General features: G+C 54.1%; 19 protein-coding genes. 3 read left to right on the plus strand and 16 right to left on the minus strand.

Going from position 1 to position 17877, the window contains the following annotated elements:
* Nucleotides 1–60: 60 nt before the first annotated feature.
* Nucleotides 61–1629, plus strand: a complete 1569-nt coding sequence (locus tag M0R30_RS10375; RefSeq protein ID WP_292546561.1) for an L-lactate permease — start codon at nucleotides 61–63, stop codon at nucleotides 1627–1629.
* A 58-nt stretch (nucleotides 1630–1687) separates the two neighbouring features.
* Here M0R30_RS10375 and M0R30_RS10380 read toward each other — a convergent pair whose 3' ends face one another.
* Genes M0R30_RS10380 through M0R30_RS10390 form a run of 3 tightly spaced genes read right to left on the minus strand, consistent with a single transcriptional unit; the run spans nucleotide 1688 to nucleotide 4929 of the window.
* Nucleotides 1688–2386 (minus strand): ABC transporter ATP-binding protein, encoded by a 699-nt coding sequence (locus M0R30_RS10380; protein ID WP_292546563.1) that lies wholly within the window; start codon nucleotides 2384–2386, stop codon nucleotides 1688–1690.
* A gap of 1 nt (nucleotide 2387) precedes the next feature.
* Nucleotides 2388–3605, minus strand: a complete 1218-nt coding sequence (locus M0R30_RS10385) for an FtsX-like permease family protein (protein WP_292546565.1) — start codon at nucleotides 3603–3605, stop codon at nucleotides 2388–2390.
* Entirely contained in the window at nucleotides 3595–4929 is a 1335-nt protein-coding gene (locus M0R30_RS10390; RefSeq protein WP_292546568.1) for an S-layer protein, read from the minus strand. Before M0R30_RS10390 ends, M0R30_RS10385 begins: the two co-directional genes overlap by 11 nt.
* A 154-nt stretch (nucleotides 4930–5083) precedes the next feature.
* Between M0R30_RS10390 and M0R30_RS10395 the strand changes: the two genes are divergently transcribed.
* Nucleotides 5084–5689 carry a TetR/AcrR family transcriptional regulator gene (locus M0R30_RS10395; RefSeq protein WP_292546570.1) on the plus strand — a complete coding sequence of 202 codons (606 nt, stop codon included), beginning with the start codon at nucleotides 5084–5086 and terminating at the stop codon, nucleotides 5687–5689.
* 115 nt (nucleotides 5690–5804) lie between these two features.
* Here M0R30_RS10395 and M0R30_RS10400 read toward each other — a convergent pair whose 3' ends face one another.
* The gene (locus M0R30_RS10400) at nucleotides 5805–6494 is read right to left on the minus strand and encodes a hypothetical protein (protein ID WP_292546572.1); all 690 of its coding nucleotides are present in this window, start codon (nucleotides 6492–6494) and stop codon (nucleotides 5805–5807) included.
* A gap of 278 nt (nucleotides 6495–6772) precedes the next feature.
* On the opposite strand from M0R30_RS10400, the gene M0R30_RS10405 reads away from it, so the two are divergent.
* A complete protein-coding gene (locus M0R30_RS10405) occupies nucleotides 6773–7684 on the plus strand; it encodes an ATP-binding protein (protein ID WP_292546574.1) in 912 nt (303 codons plus the stop codon).
* 77 nt (nucleotides 7685–7761) lie between these two features.
* Here M0R30_RS10405 and M0R30_RS10410 read toward each other — a convergent pair whose 3' ends face one another.
* The 12 genes from M0R30_RS10410 to M0R30_RS10465 form a co-directional block, all read right to left on the minus strand.
* Nucleotides 7762–8673, minus strand: a complete 912-nt coding sequence (locus M0R30_RS10410; protein WP_292546576.1) for a 4Fe-4S dicluster domain-containing protein — start codon at nucleotides 8671–8673, stop codon at nucleotides 7762–7764.
* A 134-nt stretch (nucleotides 8674–8807) separates the two neighbouring features.
* On the minus strand, nucleotides 8808–9311 hold the full coding sequence (gene ilvN / locus M0R30_RS10415) for an acetolactate synthase small subunit (RefSeq protein ID WP_292546578.1): 504 nt from the start codon (nucleotides 9309–9311) through the stop codon (nucleotides 8808–8810).
* Entirely contained in the window at nucleotides 9308–10984 is a 1677-nt protein-coding gene (gene ilvB / locus M0R30_RS10420; RefSeq protein ID WP_292546580.1) for a biosynthetic-type acetolactate synthase large subunit, read from the minus strand. Before ilvB ends, ilvN begins: the two co-directional genes overlap by 4 nt.
* Nucleotides 10981–12447 (minus strand): 2-isopropylmalate synthase, encoded by a 1467-nt coding sequence (locus M0R30_RS10425; protein ID WP_292546582.1) that lies wholly within the window; start codon nucleotides 12445–12447, stop codon nucleotides 10981–10983. Before M0R30_RS10425 ends, ilvB begins: the two co-directional genes overlap by 4 nt.
* A 791-nt stretch (nucleotides 12448–13238) precedes the next feature.
* Nucleotides 13239–13565 carry a type II toxin-antitoxin system PemK/MazF family toxin gene (locus tag M0R30_RS10430; protein ID WP_292546584.1) on the minus strand — a complete coding sequence of 109 codons (327 nt, stop codon included), beginning with the start codon at nucleotides 13563–13565 and terminating at the stop codon, nucleotides 13239–13241.
* A gap of 4 nt (nucleotides 13566–13569) precedes the next feature.
* On the minus strand, nucleotides 13570–14100 hold the full coding sequence (locus M0R30_RS10435; protein ID WP_292546585.1) for a hypothetical protein: 531 nt from the start codon (nucleotides 14098–14100) through the stop codon (nucleotides 13570–13572).
* A 3-nt stretch (nucleotides 14101–14103) separates the two neighbouring features.
* Nucleotides 14104–14430: a transcriptional regulator gene (locus M0R30_RS10440; protein WP_292546587.1), complete on the minus strand. Its 327-nt coding sequence runs from the start codon at nucleotides 14428–14430 to the stop codon at nucleotides 14104–14106.
* 117 nt (nucleotides 14431–14547) lie between these two features.
* Nucleotides 14548–15369 carry a hypothetical protein gene (locus M0R30_RS10445; RefSeq protein WP_292546589.1) on the minus strand — a complete coding sequence of 274 codons (822 nt, stop codon included), beginning with the start codon at nucleotides 15367–15369 and terminating at the stop codon, nucleotides 14548–14550.
* Between the two features lie 126 nt (nucleotides 15370–15495).
* Nucleotides 15496–15783 carry a DUF4062 domain-containing protein gene (locus M0R30_RS10450; RefSeq protein WP_292546591.1) on the minus strand — a complete coding sequence of 96 codons (288 nt, stop codon included), beginning with the start codon at nucleotides 15781–15783 and terminating at the stop codon, nucleotides 15496–15498.
* A gap of 42 nt (nucleotides 15784–15825) precedes the next feature.
* Complete coding sequence (locus tag M0R30_RS10455) at nucleotides 15826–16929, minus strand: hypothetical protein (protein WP_292546593.1); 1104 nt, start codon at nucleotides 16927–16929, stop codon at nucleotides 15826–15828.
* Nucleotides 16930–16957: 28 nt separating this feature from the next.
* Nucleotides 16958–17575 carry a hypothetical protein gene (locus M0R30_RS10460; protein WP_292546595.1) on the minus strand — a complete coding sequence of 206 codons (618 nt, stop codon included), beginning with the start codon at nucleotides 17573–17575 and terminating at the stop codon, nucleotides 16958–16960.
* 84 nt (nucleotides 17576–17659) lie between these two features.
* Nucleotides 17660–17812 carry a hypothetical protein gene (locus tag M0R30_RS10465; protein ID WP_292546596.1) on the minus strand — a complete coding sequence of 51 codons (153 nt, stop codon included), beginning with the start codon at nucleotides 17810–17812 and terminating at the stop codon, nucleotides 17660–17662.
* Nucleotides 17813–17877 lie beyond the last annotated feature (65 nt).

Genomic DNA, 17877 nt, shown 5'->3' on the forward strand with positions numbered 1-17877 from the left:
ACCGATATGGTTTTGCTGGATCCTGACGGATAGATCTGTTCACACCCGGATGGTTTTCACGTGGATCTCGCGCCCCAGTTCTTCCTTGCAGTCCTCCCGATCATCCTGATCTTTGCCGGTCTCATCTTCCTGAAGCTGTCACGGACCACGATGGGCATTCTCGGCTGGCTCCTCACGGTCATCATCGCCGTGTATTTCTTCCAGACCTCGCTTTCGGTCGCGCTCGCCGCCTCATGGGCCGGCGTCCTATCCTCGTTTGGGATCTCTCTGATGGTCCTCTTCACCATCCTGCAGGTGACAATGATGGATGTGACCGGCGCAATCGGTCGTATCACCGCGTACATCAAATCGATTGCGGCTGAGCGCTACGAGCAGATCATGATCCTGAACGTGGGCTTCGGGTCGTTCCTGGTCTCGATCGGGGCAACCCCGGTCACGATGCTCCCGCCTATCATGATGGCGCTCGGGTTCTCGCCCATCGCGGCCGTTGCCCTTCCCTGTCTTGGCTACGACCCGCTCACATCCTTCTCGCTCCTTGCCGTCCCCATCACGATCCCGGCCGCAGCTTTCGGCTTCGATGCCAAGGCGCTCGGGTGCCAGGTCGCGCTCTTCCTGCCGGTCATCTCGACAGGTATTGCACTCGGCATGCTCTGGATCGCGGATGGATTTGAGGGGGTGCGGAAGGGCCTGTTTACAGCGGTCGTTGCCGGCCTGACGCTCGGGTTCTCCGCCATTCTCTTCGTGAACATCCTGCCGGCCTCCGCCATCGGCCTGGTCGGGGTCTTCTCGGGCCTGGTCACCATCGCGGTCCTCTTCCTCCTCCGTGCCCTCAGGGGGAGGCCTGCGCATGTTGACGCAGAGCCTGCAACGGTACCCACAGGGGGCATGCCCCTCTGGAAAGCGGCCTTCCCGTGGATCCTGCTCGTCTCGTTTGCGGTCATCATCAGCATCCCGGTCATCCAGGCCGGGCTCTATAGCATCTTGGGCCCGGCGCAGAAGATCACGGTCGTTGCCGACAAAGTGATAGACTTAAAACTCCTCAACCAGGCCTACTTCTGGGTGGTGGTCAGCACCGTTATCTCAGCCCCGCTCCTTGTCCGGAGCCGGGCCGAGGCGACATCCATCCTCTCGCTCTGGGCAAAAAGGGCATGGAGCCCCACGCTTGCCGCCATGGTCTTCTTTGCCATCGCGTACGTGATGGACTGGTCCGGCAAGTCGGTCATTGGCGGGACGCTGGCATTTTTGCCCGGCGCCGATGCGTTCAACATGAACGCGGTCATCGGGCTCACCCTCGCGCTCACCTTCGGCATCGGCTTCCCGCTCGCGAGCCCGCTCCTCGGCCTCTTCGGGTCGTTCATATCCGGCAGCGAGGCGTCGTCCAATGTCATGTTCTACGGGATCCTGGACAAGTCAACGGACGTCCTCTCGCTGGACTTCCTGCCGGTGTACGCGGCCCATGCCACTGCCGGCGGGGTTGCCTCAGGTGTAGCAGTTGCAAAGATCGTGAACGCGGCAGCAGTGATCGATAAGCTTGGCATCGAAGGCGAGGTCATCCGTAAGGTTGCGCCGGTTGCAATTGTACTCACGGTCCTGATTGGTGTGATGCTCTGCGTGATGCTGGCACTCTGATCCTTTTTATGGTACAATCTACCGGGAAATTAGCGGGAGAGCGGATGGGCCTTGACACTCATCGGGATTGTTTCCCCTCCCGTTCCATCCGCTCCGTATCCAGCAGCCCGTCACGGATGAAAATGATCCGATCGAAGTACTCCATGTGCCACGGTTCATGCGAGACCATGACCACGGTCTGGCCGAGATCCCGGTTCACGGCCCGGAAGAGTTCCAGCACCGTCCGCGAGTTCTCGGTATCGAGGTTAGCGCACGGCTCGTCTGCAAAGACGATGGCAGGCCGGTTCACGAGCGCCCGTGCGATACTGACCCGCTGCTGCTCGCCACCCGAAAGTTCGTACACGAGATGATCGAGCCGCTTCAAAAGGCTGACCTTCTCCAGCACCGCGGTGGCTGCCATGTAACACTCATCGAGCGGCCGGCCCTGCATGATCGCCGGGATCGCCACGTTCTCCTTCACCGTCAGCTCGGAGACCAGCGCATAATCCTGGAATACGTAGCCAAGGTGCAGGAGCCGGAACCGGGTCCGGGCCTCGTCATCGAGCCGGGAGACATCCGTGCCACTGATCAGGATTTTGCCGGATGATGGTGTGTCGAGGAGCCCGAGCTGGTGGAGGAGCGTGGACTTCCCGCTCCCGGAAGGGCCCATGATCCCGACAAATTCGCCTTTATGAATGGAAAGCGAAACGCCCCGTAGGGCCGCCACTTCGACTTCACCCAGCAGATAAATCTTTTTTAGATCGGTAACTTCGATCATCTTAACCCCTCATCGCATCAAGGATCTCCTCGTTTGTCACCTGGCGGGCCGGGACGTACGCGGACAGCAGGGAGACCAGGCAGAGCAGGATGATGCTGACCAGAACCGACCCATATTCGATCTCGGGTGTGAGATTTCCCATCGGGAACCGGATTTTCTGTATTGTCAGGATGAAGCGAATCCCGTTCAGCATCAGGATCCCGGTGACGATCCCACAGGTGCACTGGAAGAGCACCTGGATGAGGTAACTGCCCACAATGATCTGCTTCCGGATGCCGATGGCCTTGAGGATCCCGATCTGCTTCTTCCGGTTGATGATGTTGATATAGGTCACGATGAAGACCACGACGCTTGCGACAATGAGGGAGACAAATGTCATGATGTTCTTGACAAGGTTGAGACTGGAGATGGCGTCGCCCAGGATCCCTTTGCCCTTCTCATTCCATGTCTTCACCTTATCCTCCACGCCATAACTCATGATCGTGTACTTGAGCGCCGGGGCTTCGTCAGCCGATGCGCCCCGTACCAGGATCTCGGTTGCGGTGTCTTCCGAGTGCATGATAGAGTCCATCTCGTTCCGGGTAACAAATGCCGAGGAGTCAATCAGGGCCCCGAGGGACTCGTAGATCCCTTTCACCCGGTATGTCTTCACCACCCCGTTGCTGTAAGCCACTTCAACGCGGTCGCCAACCTTGACTCCACCGAGCGAGGGCAGCTTGTCCTGCGATTCATCCTCGTTACCCGCAAGGAGAGTCCCGATCAGGATCTGGCCGGTGTCTCCCTTCGAGAGATAGTCCCCGTCCGTTATGACCATGGGGTACTTTGTGACGCTCTGTTCGTCTTCCGGATTGAAGGCAGTCAGTGATTTTGACTGGAACTTCCCGTTCCTGATATTCGTGATGGTGACTGCCGTACTGGTATGGGCCGAAACCCCGGAGATCCCGGGGATCTGTTTCAGGCGCTTCACGAGTGCATCGGCATCGGTAATAACGATCTCCTTGTCCCGGGGTTCGATGGCCACGTGGCCGTACTGGTAATCGATCATCTGGTCATTGTAGAGGGTGACAACGCCGCTGATGATCATACCAAGGAAGTTCATCAGGACCATGACAAGTGCGATGATCAGGATGGTGAGGGCAAGCGTACTCCGGTTGCCGCGCCGGATCGCCCGCACGGCAAGGTAAAGCGAGACGCCGTACCCGCCATGGTTATTCTCCATGCCGCTTCCCCGGCCGGATGCGGAAGTACCAGTATGCCGCACCTGCGATGATACCGGCAGCCAGAATCGCAATGGCGACCGGCACCATACCGGAAGAAGAGCTGGTCGTAACCGTTGCCTGTTCCGCGATCGCGTGGGGGCCAAAGTCGTCGATATAACTGACGGTCAGGTTGACCGGCACGGTCCCGTCCTTTGTGGTCTGGAGGTAGAAGACCGCCGGGGCATCGCTGTCCTTGTCGATGGATCCAATGAACGAAGTCGTGGTCCCGGCAAACGGGCTGTCGAGCATTGCCCGCACGGATGTGGCCTGGTCGGTACCGGTGTTCTCTATCCGGATGATCAGGGTGAAGGCATTGCCCGGTACCGGGCGGACCGGGTCGGTGGAGAAGGACTTGACCGCAATATCCGCCCGGCCCTTGACCGGTATTCCGAGAGTTTCAGTCTGCCGCTCGGTTGTCCCGTCCGGGTTCCGGTAGGTGATGACAATGGTGACCGGGTCGATACCGAGCGGGGTGTTCTTGTCGGTTGCTAAAACGAGTGTCATGTTTGCACCCTCGCCAGGATCGAGATGTTCCGTGTAATATCGGCCGGGGGTTTTAAGGACCAGTGATTTTGTGGTCGAATTTACCACCATCGTGATATCGCTTGCCCGTAAGAGCCCGGTATTAACCATCATGATCCCCGCGGTACAGTCATCCCCGGGGGCAACGCGTTCCGGCTGCGACTGCGAGACGGTGAGCGCCGGCTTCTTCTGGGTTGAGATGTCGGTGTTCACGTTGACTGTCAGCGGGTACCGGGTACTCCTCCCATCCTTGACATCGATCCATGCCTCGGGAAAATAGATCCCGCTCTTTTCGGGAGCGCGTATGACAAAGGTGACCGGGATCGACTGGCCGGGCCCGAGTTCTCCGAGCCGGTCGAAGTCGCCGGTCAGGACATCAACACCGTTCTTTTCAAGGTGCACGTTCTCGATGAAAACGTTGATGTCGGTACTCTTCGAGTTTGCAAATGTGCCCCCGGTGGTGATGCCGCTGTTCTCGTTCTGCGAGGCGCTCTCGGCCGTGTTCCGGATGGTCAGGGTGATCGTGCCCATGTCGCCTGGCAGGAGAACTGCGGGAGTCACGGTATAGTCCGTGATGATGACCGTGGGGTTCGTTGTGCCTGCCCCGTTATCAATTGCTCCTGCGGGTACCGTGATAAATGCAAGCAGGATCAGCGCAGATAATACCAGGATCAGCGGCCCGATGCCCCCGGTTGTTGTTCCGGTGTTCCGCTCGCGCTGCCTGATGCCTTGTTGTCTTTCTTCTTCCACAAAAATCGCCATCTCCTCCGGAGTTTCCGGGTTTGTGCGGGCTTCATGTCCCTGAAAGGTGTACAACAGTTCAATTACATAAACATTTGGTTAGTTTATTGAACAAAAGATTACTATTGCAAACACAAGGTGAATATACTCCCCCGGCCAATGATTGTACTGTATTATGCCACGGATCAACGCGGAATACCGTGAAGATGCAAAGAAAAAGATCATAGCGGCCGCCATTGCGATCGCCTCAGAAAAGAGCTGGGATGCAATAACAATGGACGCGATTGCAAAGAGAGTCGGCGTCACCAAGGGGGCGTTGTACGCCTATTTTGAGAACAGCGATGCCCTGCTGCGGGAGGTGATCCAGGAGGTGTTCCGGAATATCCGGGCCGGGATCGAGAGAACACTTTCCGGCAGCGATGATACCCATACCATGATCCAGGGCCTTGCCGATCTGATCTTCGAGCAGCAGAAGCCCTATGCAGCGATCTTCTTCCAGCTGCCGGTCCGGCTCATACAGGATTCGCGGTACCGGGAAGATTTTTCCGTTATCTTTGATGGCAACCGGATTCTCATCCGCGACTACCTTGTCCGGATGATTGCTGAAGGAAAACTGTCCAGGGATGTTGACCCTGAAACGGCTTCAGCCACGCTTATCGCGATGAGCATGGGCCTGCGGATCAGTGCGCTCTTCCTTGGCAGGGATTCCGATGAGGCAAAAATGACGTGGATCGATTCGGTGGAACGGATCCTTGGCATCAGACCCGGATGCCGGACATAATCCCTTTCAGTGGGTATTCTGTCAGGACAAGTACCGCAGGGAATAGACACAACAGGTCTCTCTTTCCGGATCAGGGAGGGGAAAGAGAGGGACTCCCGCTTTGTTTATGGTGTTATTACGTCTTACCGGACATCAGCGCCTGGAGCTGGCTGATCAGGCTGGCAACCAGATCTTCCTTTGTCTGCTGCTGTGCTTTTGTTGCCTGCTGGTTTCCGGAGTCCTGACCCGGGTTCTGGTCTCCCTGCACACCGTCCGGCCGGTCGGGAGGTGCGGTCATGGTGCCGTTGCCCTGCCAGTTCCCCGCTCCCCCGGGAGCGGTCAGGTTGCCAGAGGACATGGTGCTGTTCCCGTGCATACCGGGACCACCCCTCATGCCCGTTGCGGTCATGTTCCCGGAGTCCGGCGGGGTAATGTTGCCATCGCCGCGGAACCCGCCGGGACCGCCCGTGGCAGTCATGTTTGCGACATCGAACGCGGGCCGTTCCCGCAGGGTCGTGTTGCCATTACCTGTTCCATTTGGGGCTGTCATGGTGCCGTTGCCCATCCCACCGGATGGCGGCTGGCGTATCTGTCCTCCGTTCCCGTTGCCCGGGCCGCCATTGCTTCCCTGCGATCCGAAATCACCGGGACCTCCGGATGACGGCGCCTGCATCTGGTCCATGTTCCCCTGTCCCCCGGTTGCGGGGCCGGCTCCCCCTGGTCCCTGCATTCCCCCCTGCACTTCTGCAAGGGCAACGGGCACAAGAAGCACGGCCACGCACCAGAGTGCGACGAGCACCATGACCGGCCGATTGAGAATCTTCACGATATATTTCCTCCGTTCCGGCAACTGGCTAAACGTCAGCTGCCCTGCACCTATCCTGTCAGCAGGATGATATAAATTGGATTCATGCACCGCCGGAAATATATCAACAACCGGTTTAGTTCATTCAACCCGTGAGTTAATATTATGCGGAATGTGTTCGTTCAGACTCAAAAACCGTCTGCGTTGCGGGATGGGATACCAAAAGGAACGGTACCGGTTTTTTATCCGGCAGAACATATTCAGAAAATTGATAATCTTTGAGAGGTCGATATACCTGTATGAGTGATGAGACCGTAGAAACAACGCCATCGCCCCATATCAGGATCCTCATGGATATCCTGGTCATCATCATCCTGGCGGTCGTCGTGTATATTGCGGCGTATTTCCTGAACCTGACGGACGCGCTGCTCCAGATTCTCCAGACATCCGGCGCGCAGCATGCCAGCGCGTTTATCATCGTGACCCTGTTCATCGTCCTCGGCCTCGTCTTCTTTGTAATCCGGCGCTGGCACGAGCTGACGCAGGTGTCCGGCGAGATCGCGGCGTCGAAAAAAGCACTGGAGCGGGCAAATACCAAACTGATGTTCCTCAACAACATTACCCGGTACGACATGCTCAACGAGATGACCCAGCTCCACCGGGACCTGGAGAATGCGGCCGTGACCCCCGAGATCACCAAGGTGAACGATGCCATCGGGCGGATCCGCCGGCAGATCAAGTTCACCAAGGAGTACCAGGACATCGGTGCCATTCCCCCGTCATGGCAGAACATTGCGGACGCGATCATGCGCGCAAAGGTCGGGGTTGACCTCGGCCATATCAATTTTGAGATGGACATCCATGACGTGGAGGTCTATGCCGACCCGCTCCTGGAGAAGGTCTTCTATTACCTGCTCAGCAATTCCCTGAAATATGGCGGGAGCAAGATGACCGGGATCCGGGTGTACCGCAAGAAGGCGGAAGACCGGCTCCTCATCATTTTTGAAGACGATGGCGTCGGGATCCCAAAGGACCAGAAGGCGTTCCTCTTCCCCAAGGAATGGGGCAACCGGAAGCATTCCGGGTACGGCCTCTTCCTGATCCGGGAGACCCTTGCGGTCACCGGTATCACGATCTGGGAGTCGGGCATCCCGGGTGACGGGGCACGGTTCGAGATCTCCGTCCCGAACGGCGTGTTCCGGCAGATCTGATTACGGGACAATAATTCTTTTTTGAAAAAACACCCGAACGATATCAGGGCAGTAAAAAAAGAGCGAACGGATACCGCTCACCGTATTTTCCCGTCGATCGTGATGGTCTTCTCCTCAACCGGGATCATGACCCCGGCCTTAAGAAGCGCCGTGTCCACCACGTACCGCACCCCGCCGCAACAGGACACTTCCATGTGGAGGAGGGTGATCGATTTGATCGCGTGCTCTTTGAAGATCGCGGCGAGTTTGGTGATATACCCTTCAATATCCGCATCGAGTTTCGGGCAGAAGATGATCAGGATCCGGCCTTTCAGGAACTCTGCATGGAACCCGGGGTACGCGAACGGGACGCAGTCCGCGGAGATGAGGAGGTCCGCGTTGTCGAAGTACGCGGCCCCGGGATTGAGCAGCGCGAGCTGGACCGGCCACTGCCGGAGCTCGGAGGAGGTTGCCCCGGGAACCGGCTGGCGCGGACCGGCCCCGCTGCCATCCCGCGGGATACTCCGGGCTGCCGAACCGGGACATCCGGCAAATGGGTTGGGCTCGTGGGGCCCGGCATGGCAGACGGCAGGTTTCCCGATGTGCGACGACCGTGTGCCAAAGGGTAACGGTTTCCTCCGGACTTCCGGTGCCGTATGCTCCGGAATGGGGATATTGTTCTCGATCAGGTACTCGATCGCCTCGTTGTAGAACGGGACCTGCCCGTGGCCCGCGAGGTGCTCGAGGTGCGCCTTGATCACGGGCACCCCCTGTTTTACGATATTTCCGAGCACGGTCTTCTCATCGTACGGCACTGCCTCCCGCTCGATAACGGAAATCGCACCCTCCGGGCAGGTGCCGATGCAGGCACCAAGGCCGTCACAGAAGAGGTCGCTGACCAGCCGGGCTTTGTTGTCGATCAGCTGAAGCGCCCCTTCCGGACAATCCGGGATGCACTGGCCGCAGCCGGTGCATTTCGTCTCGTCGATGCTGATGATCTTCCGCTTCATGGCCATCATCCCTTTCGTTGGTATTGCCCATTCAGGGTATCAACCTTGCGAACGGGGAACATCCGGCAGGTATGCGGGAAGGTTGAACGGGCATCCTGTGCAGGGAAATTTTAAAAAAGATGAAACCGGAAAAATTACTTCCCGCTCGTCACGGTCTTTGACCCCCGGAGGATCCCGACCGTTCCCGTCCGGACGAACTCCTTGATCCCGTACTGGCGCAGGAGTTTCTCCAGGGCATCGATCTTGTTGGTATCGCCGATCACCTGGAGGATCAGGGTCTTTGCCCCGACATCGACAATGGACGCCCGGAAGATGGACGCGATCTGCATGATCTCGGCACGGGAGGTCCCGAGTTCTGCGGTGACCTTGATCAGGGCAAGCTCCCGTTCCACCCGTTCGCTGTCCGTCAGGTCCGAGACCTTGATCACATCGATGAGCTTGTTGAGCTGCTTCATCACCTGCTCGACTTTCTCATCGTCGCCGATGACAACAATGGTAATCCGGCTCATATCCGGCTCCTCGCAGGGCCCGACCGCCAGACTCTCGATATTGAACCCGCGCCGGGAGAAGAGCCCGGTGACCCGCGAGAGCACGCCGGCCTTGTTCTCGACAAGGATGGATAACGTGTGCGGCTTCATGATCGCGGATGCCCTCCGATCATGTCATTGATCGCAGCACCGGCCGGGACCATGGGGAAGACGTTCTCCTCCCGCTCGATCCGGAAGTCCATCACGAACGGGCCGTCACAGTCAATGGACGCCTGCAGTGCCGGGAGCACTTCGTCAGGAGATTCAACCCGAATGCCTTCGATGCCATAGGCATTTGCAATCTTCACGAAGTCGACCGGCGGGAGTTCGGTGTACGAATACCGGTGGTCGTAGAAGAGCTCCTGCCACTGCCGGACCATCCCGAGATACATGTTGTTCAGGATAACGACCTTCACCGGGATGTTGTCAGAGGCAAGGGTGCCGAACTCCTGGATGTTCATCTGGATACTGCCATCGCCGGCAATGTCAAAGACCGGCACATCCGGGCGGGCAAAGTGCACCCCCATCGCTGCGGGGAGCCCGTAGCCCATCGTGCCCAGGCCCCCGGAGGTGATCCAGGTCCGCGGGTTGTGGAAGCAGAAGTGCTGTGCAGTCCACATCTGGTTCTGCCCGACTTCGGAGACAATCACGGCCTTGTCCCTGACCAGATCGCTCAACGTCCGGATGATGAACTGCGGGTGCAGCGCACCGTTCGCCGGGCACTTGAGCGGGTGGTGCTCCTTCCAGTGCTGGATCTTCTTCCGCCAGGCATCGTGTACACCTTTCTTTTTGATGGACGCGAGTATGTCCTGCAGGACCGCTTTCACATCCCCGACAATCGGGACATCGACCCGTTTGTTCTTGCCGATCTCCGCGGGATCGATATCGATGTGGACCACCTTCGCGTGCGGCGCAAAGGTATCGATCTTGCCGGTGACCCGGTCATCGAACCGGGCCCCGATGGCGATGAGGAGATCGCACTCCGTCACGGCAAAGTTCGCGTACTCGGTGCCATGCATGCCGAGCATGCCGAGGTTGAGCGGGTGATCGCCGGGGATGCAGCCGATGCCCATCAGGGTCGTAGTGACCGGGATTCCCATCCGGGTTGCGAGCGCAACCAGTTCTTCTGAAGCATTTGACGCGATGATGCCGCCACCGGCGTAGATAAGCGGCCGCTCCGCTTCAATGATCAGGGCGACAACCTTGTCGATCTGGCGGGAATGGCCCTTGTAGGTGGGATTGTATCCCCGGAGCACGACTTTGTCGGCACGCGGGAGATCCTTTGCCGTCCCGGTCTGGGTGTTCTTGGGGAGATCGATGAGGACAGGGCCCGGCCGGCCGGTCCCGGCAATGTAGAACGCCTCCTGCACTGTCCTGCTGATCTCGTCGGTCTTCTTGACAAGGTAGTTGTGCTTGGTGACGGGCATCGTGATGCCCGTGATGTCCGATTCCTGGAATGCGTCGTTCCCGAGCATGGATGTGGGGACCTGCCCGGTGATCGCGACCACCGGTACGGAGTCCATGTACGCCGTGGCAATGCCGGTAACAAGGTTGCATGCACCGGGGCCGGATGTGGCGATGCATACGCCTACACGACCGCTCGCTCGCGCATAGCCATCGGCGGCGTGCGCAGCAGCCTGTTCGTGCCGTACGAGAATGTGCCGTAATGAAGAATCATAGAGTTCATCATAGACCGGCAGGATCTGCCCGCCCGGGTAGCCGAAGACGATCTCGGTCCCTTCGCGTTGCAGAGATTCGACGAGGATTTTTGCCCCGGTTTTCATGTTCTGTCCCTCAGTAGTCTGTTCATACCGGCGATCATCGCCTCGACACTTGCCATAATGATGTCGGTGCGGGCGCCGCGTGAAGTAATTATCTTCCCGTCTTTACTTAATCTTACTGTAACTTCGACAAGGGCGTCGGTACCGCCCTGTATCGCGTCCACGTGGTACTCTTCGAGCCGGATATCCGCGACCTCGCCCACACACTTGCGCAGGACCTGCATGGCCGCATCGACCGGGCCGTCCCCGGTCGCCGCCCCGGTCATCTCCACACCGTTCACGACCAGCGTGACGGAAGCAGTCGGGATCATGTGGCTGCCGGAGGTGGCGGTGAACTGCCGCATCTTAATGACCGGCTTGCACTCGATCGCGAGCACGGCATCGGCCACGGCCATCAGGTCGGCGTCCGTGACCCGCTTGCCATCGTCGCCCAGCTGCTTCACACGCTTGACAATTTCTTTGACCTGCTTGTCCTCGGCCTTGTAGTTCATCTCGTGCAGGGCCGCCTCGACCGATGCGGTGCCGGAATGTTTGCCGAGCACGATCCGGCGCTTGCGGCCGACCATCCCGGGTTCCACGGACTCGTACGTGGACGGTTCGCGGATCACGCCATGGGCATGGATGCCGCTCTCGTGCGTGAACGCCATCTCGCCCACGATCGCCTTGTTCACCGCGAGCGGTACGCCCGTGTGCCGGGAGACAAGGCTCGATAGCGGGTAGATCAGCTCTTTTTTGATCCGGGTCTTGTACCCGTAGAGGATTTCGAGGGCCATCACAACTTCCTCGAACGGCGTGTTGCCGGCCCGTTCACCAAGGCCGTTGACGGTCACGTGGGCGCACGAGGCGCCGGCCTTTAAGGCCGCCATCGTGTTCGCCAGGGCAAAGCCAAGGTCATCGTGGCAGTGGATCGAGAGCGGGGCGATCCTGGTTAACGGAGGGATGAACTCCGCCACTTTCTCCGGGGTCAGGAGCCCTACCGTATCGCAGAAGCAGAGCCGGTCGGCTCCCCGCTGCACGCCTTCACAGAAGACCTCGTGCAGGAACTGCTTGTCGGCTCGTGACGCGTCCTCCCCCGAGAGTTCCACGATCAGCCCCCGGCCTTTCGCGTACTCCACGGCATCGTAGGCCATCGCCGCAACCTGATCGCGGGTCTTCCGCATCTTCTTCGCAATGTGCAGGTCGCTCACGGGGATGACAAGGTGGACCGAGTCTGCCCCGAAATCCGCAGCATAATCGATGTCCCCGTGCATGGCCCGGACATACGTGCAGATCTCGGAAGAGAGCCCGGCATCTGCAATGAGCCGGATCGCGTTGCGCTCGCCATCCGAGGCCGCGGCAGAACCGGCTTCGATGACATCGACACCTATGGCCGCAAGCCGGGTTGCAATCTCAAGTTTCTGGTCAGGGTTTAACGATACTCCGGGGGTCTGTTCCCCGTCCCGTAACGTGGTATCTAAAAAGCGCATGTTATTGACAAATAAAACATTCACTCATGGCAAATCACCATGAATATTCGTTGGAATGAAGAATATAAAAAATATTCCTGCACCAGGGTCTGTTATTGAAAAAGCCAAAGAATCCTGTGAGACCTTCGGCAATATTGTTCCTGACCATTTTGTTGACGCCAACAAAATGGTTTTCCTTGGGTCAGATGCACGAAGCGAGGTCAAAGATATTCTCCTAACCCGTGTATGTCGGTTACCTCATCACACAGAATGGTGACGTATTGTCCGGAGTTATTTTGCGGTGCAGACCCGGAAAAAGGAGATCATTGAAGACCATATCCGGCTTGCCGAACGGCTGAAGACTCGAAAACACCTGAAAGAATCCGAGAGGGAATTATCCCGGATATTTACGAACGCAGTGTCGACGAACCGGGTTTTGCCCGGATCCGGAAAACCCTTCTTTCTGTCCCCCCTGGTTCAGAATTACATGCCTGCCATCTGTCGGCCTCTGTAACATTGCTAAATACACCCTCATCCATTCCCAAGGGAGAACAGCGATTCATTCCGGCCCGGTTCCGCGTTTTTGCGAATTATGACCTCCCCAATCCGGGGGTTGAGGGAAAAGAGGTACAACCGGGCCCGGTACGGGCTCCGTTATACCAGAATTCCCACGGGAGATTTCAGGAGGGCGATAAAACCCTCACCGACGATAAACTCTTGTCGGGCCCCGGGAGAGATGCCGGATGATTTTGACAAAAATAGATCTTGGTCTGATGGCTGCCGGTATACAACCGATGATGTTGATAACAGATTTAATCGAGGCCCAACAGATCCCGGATAAGCGCAACGATCGCGAGCCGGTGCTGTTCACTGACGGCCCCAATCCGGTCCCGGAACCGTTCCCGGTCCAGGGCAACGATCTGGAAGACGAGTGCGACACTCTCTGTATCGAGGCCGTTGTGCGAGTCCGGGGAGATAGGGAGGGTATGGGAAAACCTGGCGCTGCCCATGCTGCTGGTCAGCGGGACGACAAGGACGAGGCCGTTCGCGCTTCCGACAATAATTGCCGGTCGCATCCCCCGCTGCTCATGTCCTTTTGCATCGGTGAGATCCACGAGCCAGACAGCACCGTTCTTCATCGGGTCAGTGCTCCAGTGATTTCAATGAGGCCCTCTGCCAGATTCCCGTCTCTTTTTTCAGTTCCTCAAGATCCTTTTGTGAGGGGGTATAGAGGAACTCCTTTGCTTTCGAGATGCCAAGCGCGATCTGGGCCTCTGAATAGAACGGTTTGAGCCTTTTTACCTGCCGTAGTGCTTCAAGCGGATCGCAATTCTGCCGGATCGCATAATACCCGTAGGTTGCGCCGACTTCGAGCGGGACGGGTCTGAGCCCGAAGATCCTGCCGAGCTCCCCTGCGACCTCTCTTTCTGCAGCATTAAGTCGGGAGCCGGTTTCTTGGTTCTCGAATTCGGGGGTGAATGCAAACAGGTCCTTTGTCAGGTCCGGAGAGTAGGGCCCGCGTACATACAGGCTGCAGGAATACCCGAGGTCGATACCATTGAGCTCAAGTAGGCAGACGAGTTTCTGGGCGATGAGCCGGTCGTCGAATCGCGAGATATCGAATCCGAAGCTCAGTTCCTTAAAGAAGGCAATTACTTTTTTCCGTTTTTCCATAATTCATGCACCGCAGTGGAGGAACCTGCACAGCCAGGTCCGTGTTCTTTTCCATTCATCCTGTCCTTCGGTCGTGATGATATAGAGTTCGAGTTCTTTTCCTTCCGAGGTTATCTTCTCGGAGGTGAGATATCCCATGTCTTTGAGAACGTTGAGGTTGGCGAACAGCACGCCGTCATTGATGTCGAGCGCCGCCTTGAGTTCGCGGTAGGTTGCCCCGTCCTGTCCGAGGGCAGCAAGGCTCGCGAGCAGTTTCAGCCGGACGAGCGAGAAGACCTTTGCGTTGAGCCCTTCGGATTCATTCAGGATGGAGAGGATATCATTCTGCATTTTTTGGGTCTCTCCTTTTCATGATGATTGGTTGGTTAGTTTTATTTACTTTGTTATTTACTTAAAGTTTAAAGTAAATTTGGATGGTGATAAAATCGAAAAATCGTGTGAGAGAATTCATATTACCTGGAATATCTGACTCCAGAATTTTTCTATCTTGTAAGAAATGACATTGATGATATATTCTCCTGGTTTAGTATCGACAAGTTCGACATCAAAAGATAATTTATTCATCCCAGCCTCACCTCTGATAATTTTTGATACTCCGCGTATACCAAAATAAGCTTCAGCTGTATGAGGCACAATTCTTGACATCACTTCAACAAGAATCTCATCATCAACTGCAAGGTTTGTCGTTCCGGTAATTGTGAATTTATCACCGGATCTTTTTGGAGAGATTGGATCTATCCGGATTAAGGGCTCTTCAATCAGAAATTGAAGCTTTGTATACGTGTCGTCTATACCAGATTTATTGAGAAATTCAATGCGATTGACCGCAGCTTCCATACTGTTAAGACTGCCCTTCCCTGTCACAATGAATTTTTCATTATTAAAGGAATTTTTCACGATCATAGAATCCTGCGATACAACCGGCATGACATCGTAGGTATGGTTGTCCATGGGATGCTGAATCACGACAAAATATTGCCCTGTGAGAAGGGCTTTGGAAAATTGGGAGGGCAACGTCAAAATATAACTATCATCTTCATTGACATTGACGTACCAATGATTGAATGAATTCGGTCCGAAAATCCAGATCGCAATACCAGAATAGGTCGTTTCTGTTGCAGTCCCGGTAATATGGATCTCATCACCTTTGGCAATTGTCACTGAACTTACCGTTGCGGAGACAAATGCCCTTGATGTTGACGGGGCACTCACTTTCCTGGAAAAAAATTTTTCCAGATTTCCTTTGATTTTTAATGTTAGATCGTCCACCGAAACGTAAATAGAGCACGTGTGATCGGTTTTCAGCCGTTTCTTAAAATCTTTTAATTTTTCAGCATTTTCACACTCTACAAATTTCGGAGGGACCCCGGCATTTTCCTCATCGATTAGGAAAATCTAGATTTCAAGACTGCTCCTTATTGCAGTTTCATACTCCCGTTCAACGAATAATTTCCCCGTTGCTTCATCAACAGATCCGTAGCGCATCCCAATGATACCGATGAAAACTTCAGATGTGAGTACTTCTGAAAGGCAGGTATCGAGCGGTTTCTGGGTCCGTGCACCAAAGACCTCCATACCGTGGATGTCCACGGAGAATTGTGACAATACTTGTCTTACGGCGTTTCTGTGGGGTATCAGGTCTGTGTATGTCGAACTTACGAACATCGGTGTCTTGGAGGGCATATATTCACCTGTATATCATGAACATTCTCCATTCAGAAGTTATTACGCATTTTCGGGGCTCCCCTCTGCTTCATTCTTGACATATATTCTTTTTACGAACGTTTTCATTATTTTACTAACTCCCATATCTTTGGAGATTATCACGTAATACTCGTCAGTAATGTCATCAATAACAAACACATCTTCGAGTGGTGGACCTGATATTAATTCGAGAGTATGTTTGTCTTTTGGAATATGGTTTATCCGGCTCACCCAAATATGCATCAAGATGAATGATGATTCAATAAAAATTAACAAAAAAATGTTGATGTTGAACAAAAATCCAAAATATGCAAATTCAAGTGTGAGGATGAAAATATAGATTGAAATTACATCTCCTTTGTTGAGAATTCCAGTGTTTTTGTACCAAGGTAAATTAGGTTTATCTTTAGCAATTTTATTGAATTTCTCGATGTTATCATAATGTTCAAATAATTTTTTGAAATTCTCTGATATAGGGACTAGGAGAATCATATTTATCCAAGCATATAATAAAAGTACGATTTGAATGAGAAAATTAGTAATCACTCCAAAAATTAAACCAAATATGATGAAAAAGGCATAAACTAAAGTTATCCAAACCAAATTCTCAAAAAACCAAAAATATTTCTTACGAGTCTCACTCTTCATTGAAATATAGGGGTCTTCGCCAATCATTCCAAAGAAATGTGTGTAGACAATTAGTCCGGTTAACAACGCAATAAGAATTGATAAATTTTCAAAAGAGAAATTAGTCCCACCGATGATATGGCAAGTCTGATTTCCACAAGTTAAATTATAAACTATATCGTTTTTAAGAAACTCGGTTAAATTTGAAAAATTCATCGAGTTCAGATAAACTCCCATCAAATTGCTTTCCTTTAAAATGTATACTAAAAATGAGGAAAAAATGAATAATTGTATCGAGATTACATTGAAGACAAATATTATATGAGAAACTGTTTTTTCCAATGACATAGGTTGTTTTTGAGAAGAACTAAATGAACGAATTTTTTTGTAGAGATCATTAACGAATTGTCTTATCGATATCCTAAAAATGATAACAAGAAAAAAAACGGATAGTATTGCAAGAATTACAAGCAAATTAAGAATGTCAATGCTAGTCATTTACTCTCTCTTTAACAATGTACTTCTTTCATTTTTTCGAGGCTTCGTTTGTAGGGGTTTTCGATTCAATATTTATCTGGAGCAATTCAAGCGTCGTCTTGGTGCATGCCTGAATCTTATCAGCTGCTTTTTCCAGATTTGCCTGGTCGATCCTGTGGTCACTATCAAGTATTCCAGCATAGAGTTCCCAGAGGTTCACCTGTTCAAAATAACTCAGGTAGGCGATTTCAATCTGGACAAGATCAGAAATTGCTTTCTGGGATCGTTCCATCGAACCTACAAAGAAACTTGCAATGATCTGGACCAGTCCAACACCACCAAAAATAATGGCGTAACCACCATCTCCTTTTACCATACCGACAACTGCGGCAGTTATCAGAAGAAAGACACCAAAAAAGAACATCGCGATGTTCAAACTGACAATAATCTGTTGGGTCTTTTTTGCCCGGTCAATTGCGTTATTGAGGGCATCCAGTGCGGTTTTTTCCAGCTGCTGACAGAATTTTCTGTGATCCTCAATCATTTTTAGAATCAATTTATGCCGTTCTTCTTCATTCAGGTGATCAATGTTAACCGGGACATTTCCTCCGAATTTTGAAACGACTTCTGCGGTATTATCTCCAGAATCCCCGTGCATATATACCACTGGAGTGAGTCTCAGTTTGCTGATTATATATTCATATCATTTTTTGTGCTCCAATATTGATTGAGAAAAGATACATATTTTGTTTCATCCATCACGCCGTACCCAGCATCCCCTCCACCATCTCCTTTGCCCTCCCTCCCGCTCCTCCACATCCGGATCGATGGCGACAAAATCCGGGTCGAAATAATCGATCACGAAACGCTTATGCGTGCTGTCGTCCACGATCCATGCCGCCACCTCCCTGGAACCCCCCCTAACCTCCTTTCCGGCCCCCCCACCCCCCATTTCCAGAAACACGCCCC

Origin of the sequence: Methanoregula sp. (genome assembly GCF_023227875.1) — an archaeon.
Taxonomy (GTDB): domain Archaea; phylum Halobacteriota; class Methanomicrobia; order Methanomicrobiales; family Methanospirillaceae; genus Methanoregula.